2 protein-coding genes are annotated in these 1,620 nt (G+C 66.4%); both read left to right on the top strand.

The window, feature by feature from the left end; all coding sequences use genetic code 11:
- Positions 1 to 88: 88 nt before the first annotated feature.
- Positions 89 to 1,345 (top strand): ISL3 family transposase, encoded by a 1,257-nt coding sequence (locus ABZW96_RS37580; RefSeq protein ID WP_355081644.1) that lies wholly within the window; start codon positions 89 to 91, stop codon positions 1,343 to 1,345.
- A 32-nt stretch (positions 1,346 to 1,377) separates the two neighbouring features.
- Positions 1,378 to 1,587, top strand: coding sequence for a transposase (locus tag ABZW96_RS37575; protein WP_245562843.1), 210 nt, complete (start codon positions 1,378 to 1,380; stop codon positions 1,585 to 1,587).
- Positions 1,588 to 1,620 lie beyond the last annotated feature (33 nt).

The following is a 1,620-nucleotide window of genomic DNA, read 5'->3' as shown; positions in this document are numbered from 1 at the left end:
AACGGCTCTGGCTCACTTCCGGTGGCTGAGCGTGGTCGCCTGACGGCACGATGCCTGGGTGGGTGAGGCGGATGTTGCTGTCGGGCTGATGTTCTCGGGTTCGTCGGCGCTGGTGATCGACGAGGTTGTCGAGGAGGGCTGGAAGCTCGTAGTGCGGGCCCGGACAGCGCCCGGCCCGGCGGTGTGCTCACGCTGTGGTGAGGAGTCGGAGAAAGTCCACAGCTACCACCACCGGACCGTCGCCGACCTGCCCGCCGACGGTCGCATGGTGATCGTCCGGGTACGGGTTCGACGACTGGTTTGCCCGACACCGCAGTGCTGGAGAACTTTCCGTGAACAGGTACCCGGGCTGCTCGAACGCTACCAACGGCGAACGACCCGACTGACCGGCCAGGTGCGGGCAATCGTGAAAGAACTGGCCGGTCGGGCTGCGGTCGGTGTGCTGGCCGCGTTGCCGGTTCGATTGTCCCGACATACCGCGGTGCGGATACTGCTGGCGATCCCACTGCCGCACGGGCCGGTCCCGCGGGTGGTCAGCGTGGACGACTTCGCCCTGCGCCGCCGAAACCATTACGGCACAGCGGTGATCGACGCTGTCACTCACCAACGGATCGACGTCCTGGCCGACCGCAAGTCCGAAACCCTCGAAACATGGCTGCGGAACAATCCTGGCGTCGAGGTCGTCGTCCGTGACGGATCGGCCACCTATGCCGAAGCGATCCGCCGCGCGCGGCCCGCCGCACTGCAGGTCAGCGACCGCTGGCATCTGTGCCCGCGGCCTGGCAGGATCGGTGAGGGAAGTCGTCGCCGCCCACGGCCGATGCTGGGCCGCGGCCGGCCCGAAACGGCAAACACTCACTCGCGAGACCACCACGTTGGAACGCTGGCATGCGGTGCACGATCTGCTCGACCAAGGTGTCGGACTGCTGGACTGCGCCCGGCGTATGGGCCTGGCGTTGAACACGGTGAAACGCTACGCCCGCGCATCCGAGCCGGACCAGCTGCGCCGCCCACCGTATTACCGGGCCTGCCTTGTCGACCCCTTCCGCGACCACTTGCGGCAGCGTCGCACCGAACAGCCCGGTGTCCCGGTCCTTCACCTGTTCCACGAGATCAAAGCGCTCGGTTACACCGGCGGCCTGAACCTGCTGCACAAATATCTCAACCAAGGGCGCGCCGAGAGCGACCGCATCTGCCCCTCACCGCGTCGGCTGACTTCGTGGATCATGAGCCGGCCGACCGATCTTCCCTCCGGACGCCGCGCTCATCTGGACGAACTTGTCGGGGCATGTCCCGAGATGACCGACCTGGCTCGGCTCGTCGGCGAGTTCGCAGCGAATCCTGATCGAACGTCGCGGTGGCGATCTCGACGAGTGGATGAAGCAGGTTCGCGAGGCCGGGCTGACCGAACTCGGCCCTTTCCTTCGCGGCCTCGACCAGGACCACGACGCCGCGGTCGCCGGCCTGACCGTGCCCTACAGCAACGGCCCCATCGAAGGCGTCAACACCAAAACCAAACTGATCAAGCGACAAATGTATGGCCGGGCCAGTTTTCCACTACTTCGGCACCGCATCCTGCTCGCATAGCCCGGGCACCACCGGAAGTGAGCCAGAGCCGTT

This window comes from Nocardia sp. NPDC004168 (assembly GCF_040610355.1).
Taxonomy (GTDB): Bacteria; Actinomycetota; Actinomycetes; order Mycobacteriales; family Mycobacteriaceae; genus Nocardia; species Nocardia sichangensis.
This window is presented reverse-complemented; position numbering and strand designations above follow the sequence as displayed.

Bases quoted from the DNA above. Each gene is read 5' to 3' on its own strand.
- ABZW96_RS37580 (WP_355081644.1), top strand. From the start codon at position 89: ATGTTCTCGGGTTCGTCGGCGCTGGTGATCGACGAGGTTGTCGAGGAG.
- ABZW96_RS37575 (WP_245562843.1), top strand. From the start codon at position 1,378: ATGAAGCAGGTTCGCGAGGCCGGGCTGACCGAACTCGGCCCTTTCCTT.